Genomic DNA, 5,641 nt, shown 5'->3' on the forward strand with positions numbered 1-5,641 from the left:
GCCGAAACTCCGCCCACGAGGCGCCGTTCTCGATGCGGACCGGCTTGATGACCCTGATATAGCGGCGCTTCACCGAAAGCGTCTCGATGCCCGCCTGGTCGATGGCTTCGACGAACGCCATGGCGCTGCCATCGAAGATCGGAACCTCGGAACCGTCGATCTCGACAGCGACATTGTCGATGCCGAGCCCAAACAGCGCCGCCATGATGTGCTCGACCGTGGCGATATGCTCGCCGGCGGGATCACCAAGCATGGTGCACAGGTCGGTGGCGCCGACTTCCGAGACCAGGGCACGAAACTCGCGGCCCTGCTCGGCACCGTTGAAAAGCTGGAAAACGATGCCGGTGTCGGCATCCGCCGGCATGAAGCTGATGGACACTTCCTTGCCGCTGTGGACGCCGGTGCCAGTAAGCGACGCGCGCGTCTTCAATGTCGTCTGATAGTCGTGCAAGACAATCCCCATAAGCCCGTAATGCCTAGGTCCGCTTCTCCAGCCCGAGGGCGCGGCTCTTGTGTGAATCGGTTGGCAGGGCGACTTCCCCCGAAATCCCGGCAAACCGATGATGGTAGGCAGCGAAGATAATGTCCCGTCAGGGAGACTCCAAATCACGGTTTCTTACTCTGTGTAACCGCGAACTGGAATGGGTGCGACTTTGTAAGTTGTTGAAATCACATCATTTAAAACGTTAACAGGCAAGCGATTCCTCGCTTGCCTGTTAACAAATGTTACAGTCCGTTTACCAATCAGTTGGCCTGGCGGCGCAGGAACGCCGGAATCTCCAGCTGATCGTCTTCCTGAGTCGTCCTCACCTGCGGCGTCAGGCGGCCCTGATCGTCGAGTTGGCCACGGCGCGGCGCATAGAGCTGCGCATCCTGGCTGGCGAGGCGGCGCACTTCGGGCGCGGCCTGGCGCAGCTTGGGCTCGCGCGGCTGCGCCGGCTGCAGCCTTGCGGGTTCTTCCTCGCGGCGGGTCAGTCCGTTGGTCAGGCGCTTCAGCAGGCCCATCGGTCCGCTGTTGTTCTCGTGGTCAACCGGGCGGCTCTTGGCATCCACCTCGGCCTTGACGACGGGCGGGAAGTCCTCGACGCGCGGCATACGCTGAGGCGCCATGGCAACAGGCTGCGGGGCTTCGCGCAGCATCTCGCGCGGCTGCGGGGCCGGCTGCATCTGCTGGACCACCGGCTGCGGCATCGGCTGTGCTGGCGGCGCCTGGAAGATCTTGCTCTGTGGGCGGAAATCTTCTGCCTGAGCGACAGGAGCCGGGCGCGCCTGCGCCATCGCCGCGGCATTGGCTTCGGCCAGCTGGATGGCTTCGGCGACAGGGTCGACAGCGCGTGGCTCGTAGGCCGCCTGCTGGACAGGCGCCGGGCGAGCCTCCGCGATCTGAGCCGCCGGGCGGCTGACCGGCTTCGGAGGCGCCGTGCGGATCGAGATCGGCGCAGCGGCGATTTCAGCCGCCGATTTGTCGATGCCGGTGGCAACCACCGAGACGCGGATGACGCCTTCGAGTTCCTCGTCGAAAGTGGCGCCCAGGATGATGTTGGCGTCCTGGTCGACTTCCTCGCGGATACGGGTCGCCGCTTCGTCGACTTCGAACAGCGTCAGGTCGCGGCCGCCCGTGATCGAGATCAGCAGGCCCTTGGCGCCCTTCATCGAGGTCTCGTCGAGCAGCGGGTTGGCGATCGCCGCTTCGGCGGCGGCCATCGCGCGGCCCTCGCCCGAAGCCTCGCCGGTGCCCATCATCGCCTTGCCCATCTCGCGCATGACCGAGCGCACGTCGGCGAAGTCGAGATTGATCAGGCCTTCCTTGACCATCAGGTCGGTGATGCAGGCGACACCGGAATAGAGCACCTGGTCGGCCATGGCGAAGGCATCGGCGAAGGTGGTCTTGTCATTGGCCAGCCGGAACAGGTTCTGGTTGGGGATGACGATCAGCGTATCGACGCATTTCTGCAATTCCTCGATGCCGAAGTCCGCGGTCTTCATGCGGCGCTGGCCTTCGAAGTGGAACGGCTTGGTGACGACGCCGACGGTGAGGATGCCCTTTTCGCGCGCTGCGCGCGCAACGACGGGAGCAGCACCGGTGCCGGTGCCGCCGCCCATGCCGGCTGTCACGAAGCACATATGGGTGTTGGTCAGGTGATCGAGGATTTCATCGATGCACTCTTCCGCCGCCGCACGGCCGACTTCCGGCTGCGATCCCGCACCGAGCCCCTCGGTGACGTGAGCGCCGAGCTGGATCAGGCGGCCTGCCTTCGACATGGTCAGCGCCTGCGCGTCGGTGTTGGCCACCACGAACTCGACGCCGCGCAAACCGGCGGTGATCATGTTGTTGACGGCATTGCCGCCGCCGCCGCCGACACCGAACACGGTGATGCGCGGCTTAAGCTCGGTGATGTCCGGCTTTTGCAGATTGATGGTCATTGTCTCCGTCCTTTGCCTTTCACGCCGCTTCGCCGCCGCGGCCGCCTATGGGGCTGTCCCCGTCAATTTTAGAAACTGTCTCTCAACCACTGACTCATGCGATGCAGTTTTCCGCCCGTTCCGGTCATTTTGAGACCGGAAATTCCTTTCGCCGGATGGCTCTCGAAGCTCGCCATCTGCGGGTAGATCAGAAGCCCCACCGCGGCCGAGAAGGCCGGCCCCTTCGCCGCTTCCGGCAGGCCGGCCACGCCGAGCGGGCGGCCGATGCGCACATTTCGTCCCAGGATGCGGCGCGCCGCCTCCGGCAGGCCGGCAAGCTGGCTGGCGCCGCCGGTAAGAACCACACGCTTGCCCACTGCATTGCCATAGCCGGACTTGTTCAGCCGGTCGCGCAGCAGTTCGAGCGTCTCGTCGATGCGGGCGCGCACGATACGCGTCATCACCGAGCGCGGGATCTGCAAGGGCACGTCGCCATCGTCGCCGATCGGCTGGATCGAGACCAGGTCGCGATCGTCGGCGCTGCCGGGCAGCGCCGAACCATGCATCACCTTCAGCCGTTCGGCGGCATCAAGCGAGGTCGACAACCCCTTGGCCATGTCCAGCGTGACATGGTTGCCGCCGATGGCGATGGCGTCGCCATGGACGAACTTGCCTTCCGAAAACACCGAGATCGTCGTCGTGCCGCCGCCCATGTCGATGCAGGCCGCACCCATTTCCAGCTCGTCGTCGACCAGCGCCGCCAGCCCGCTGGCATAGGGCGTCGCCACCATGCGCTCGACCGACAGATGCGAACGGTTGATGGACAGCTCCAGATTGCGCATCGGCGCGGCGTCGCCGGTCAGCACATGCATGTCGACGCCGAGTGCGTCGCCGACCATGCCGCGCGGATCGCGCACGCCGCGTTCGGCATCCAGCGAGAAGCCGACGGGAAGCGAATGGATCACTTCGCGCTCGGCCTTCAGCGCCTGCTTGGCGCCAGCACCGAGAACGCGCTTGATGTCGGCCTCGTCGGCCTCGTGGCCGCCAAGATTGATGGTGGCGGAGAAGGCTTCGCTCTTCAGCCGGCCGGCCGTCATGTTGACGATCAGCGAATCGACCGTCAGCCCGGCCATGCGCTCGGCTGCGTCGACGGAAAGGCGGATGGCATGCTCCGCCCTGTCGAGATCGACCACGACACCCGACTTCACGCCTTGCGACTTCTGATGGCCGATGCCGATCACCTGGATCCGGTGCGAACGGCCGCGCAGCAGCTTGCCGTCATCGCACGGCTTGAGCTTGGCCACCATGCAGCAGACCTTGCTCGAACCGACATCCAGCACCGTCAGGGTGCCAGACCGGCGCGACGCGGCATCGCCAGGACTGCCAAGCCAGCTCATATCTTCGTCTCCGGCTTGCGCTTCAGGCTCTTGGGTTTCTCGTTGAGGGCGGCTTCGCGCTGCGTCGCCGCTTCCGCCGTCAACTGGACGACCAGCCGGTCCGTCAGGCGCATGTCGACGGCGGCGATGTCGCGCGACAGCAAACCGTTGTCATGATCCATCTTCACGAGTTCGGCGAGGGCCTGATCCTCGTCGTCCTCGGGAAGCTTGATGGTGATGCCATTGTCCAGCTTCAGGTCCCAGCGCCGTTCGCCGACACGGATATAACCTTTGATCCGGTTCGCGAGCTCGGGATATTTTTCGACCTTGGCCAGGAAATCGGGCGCGCTCGCCGGCGCGCCGGTGCCGATCAGCAGAGGCAGAAGCACCTGCTTGCCGCCCGAGAACGGCGCGATCATGGCGCCATTCCTCTCGATGACCGAAAGCTCGTCACCCTGCTGCCAGAGCGCGAAAGCCTCACGCTCCTCGACACGCACTTCCAGCGTATGCGGATAGACCTTGCGCACCGCCGCGACCTCGATCCACGGCAAGGTCGCAATTCGTTCCCGCGCGGCCTCGGCATTAAAGCCGATCAGCGACGTCCAGCCGTCGAGTTCAAGCCTGTCGAGTATATCGATTTCCGAGGTCTGGCGATTGCCCACCACCTTGACCTGATCGACGGCAAATCCGGTACGGGCGGTGATGCTCTGCACGATACCGTCGATATGACCGCCGAGATAGGCGCCATAGGCACTGCTCGAGAAAATCAGCACGGCCGACATCATGGCCGCGGAAAAGCGCGGCGCCTGGAATTCCCCGACACCGAGGCGCGCCATAATGCGCACCGGGCGGCGCAGCATCCGCGGCAGCACGAAATGGTCCAACGGCAACGACAGGCCGAACAGCGCCGGACCGGCCGCGCCCCTCTCCCTACCCTGTCCCCATTTCAACGCAGACACGAAGCGTCCTCCACCATCCAACTCAACAAATCGCCAAACGAGTGCCCGGCCTGGGCGGCGATTTCAGGCACCAAGGACGTCGGCGTCATACCCGGCTGGGTGTTGACCTCGAGCCAGACAATCTCGCCGTTTTCGGAATGCCGATCGTCATAACGGAAGTCCGACCGGGAAACGCCCCGACAGCCGATCGCTTGGTGAGCCTTGAGCGCCAGTGTTTGTATTTTTTGGTAAATATTCGGTGAAACTTTTGCGGGGCATTCGTGCTTTGATCCCCCGGCGACATATTTTGAATCATAGTCGTAGAAGGAATGGCCGGTCGGGATGATCTCGCAGACCCCCAGCGCCACATCGCCCATCACCGCGCAGGTCAGCTCCCTGCCGTGAATGTAGCGCTCGACCATGACGGCATCGCCATATTTCCATTCCGACGAGCCAAGAACCTGCGGCGGATGCGACTGGCCTTCATGCACGATGACGACGCCGAAGCTTGAGCCCTCATTGACCGGCTTGACCACATAGGGCGGCTTCATCGGATGCTTGTTCTGGATGGCGAAGCGGCTGGCGACCTTCGATTCGGCGACCACGATGCCGACCGACTTGGCAACCCGTTTGGCCTGCTCCTTGTTCATGGCCAGAGCCGAGGCGAGCACGCCGGAATGGGTGTAGGGAATGCCGAGATATTCGAGGATGCCTTGGATGGTGCCATCCTCGCCGAAAGGGCCGTGCAGCGCATTGAAGGCGACATCGGGCTTGAGCTCGGCAAGCACGGAGCCGACATCGCGCCGGACATCGACGCGGGTGACCTGGTAACCTTCCTTCTCAAGCTCATCGGCGCAAGCCTTTCCGGAGGACAGGGACACGGGCCGCTCGGACGAAAAACCACCCAGCAGGACGGCCACATGC

At 64.0% G+C, this 5,641-nt stretch carries 5 protein-coding genes; all 5 read right to left on the reverse strand.

Annotation, left to right across the window (positions count from 1 at the left end; genetic code table 11):
* A partial coding sequence (locus tag EN932_RS27675; protein WP_206521287.1) for a UDP-3-O-acyl-N-acetylglucosamine deacetylase occupies positions 1-463 on the reverse strand: 463 nt, incomplete at its 3' end.
* A 281-nt stretch (positions 464-744) separates the two neighbouring features.
* A complete protein-coding gene (gene ftsZ, locus EN932_RS27680; protein WP_127385037.1) occupies positions 745-2,424 on the reverse strand; it encodes a cell division protein FtsZ in 1,680 nt (559 codons plus the stop codon).
* A 68-nt stretch (positions 2,425-2,492) separates the two neighbouring features.
* Positions 2,493-3,800, reverse strand: coding sequence for a cell division protein FtsA (ftsA, locus tag EN932_RS27685; RefSeq protein ID WP_013530962.1), 1,308 nt, complete (start codon positions 3,798-3,800; stop codon positions 2,493-2,495).
* Positions 3,797-4,738, reverse strand: a complete 942-nt coding sequence (locus EN932_RS27690) for a cell division protein FtsQ/DivIB (RefSeq protein WP_127369545.1) — start codon at positions 4,736-4,738, stop codon at positions 3,797-3,799. The genes ftsA and EN932_RS27690 overlap by 4 nt, the downstream gene beginning before the upstream one ends.
* On the reverse strand, positions 4,726-5,641 hold a 916-nt coding region (locus EN932_RS27695; RefSeq protein WP_164890645.1), incomplete at its 5' end, for a D-alanine--D-alanine ligase. The genes EN932_RS27695 and EN932_RS27690, both read right to left, overlap by 13 nt.

It is taken from the genome of Mesorhizobium sp. M7A.F.Ca.US.002.01.1.1 (assembly GCF_004022955.1).
Taxonomy (GTDB): domain Bacteria; phylum Pseudomonadota; class Alphaproteobacteria; order Rhizobiales; family Rhizobiaceae; genus Mesorhizobium; species Mesorhizobium ciceri.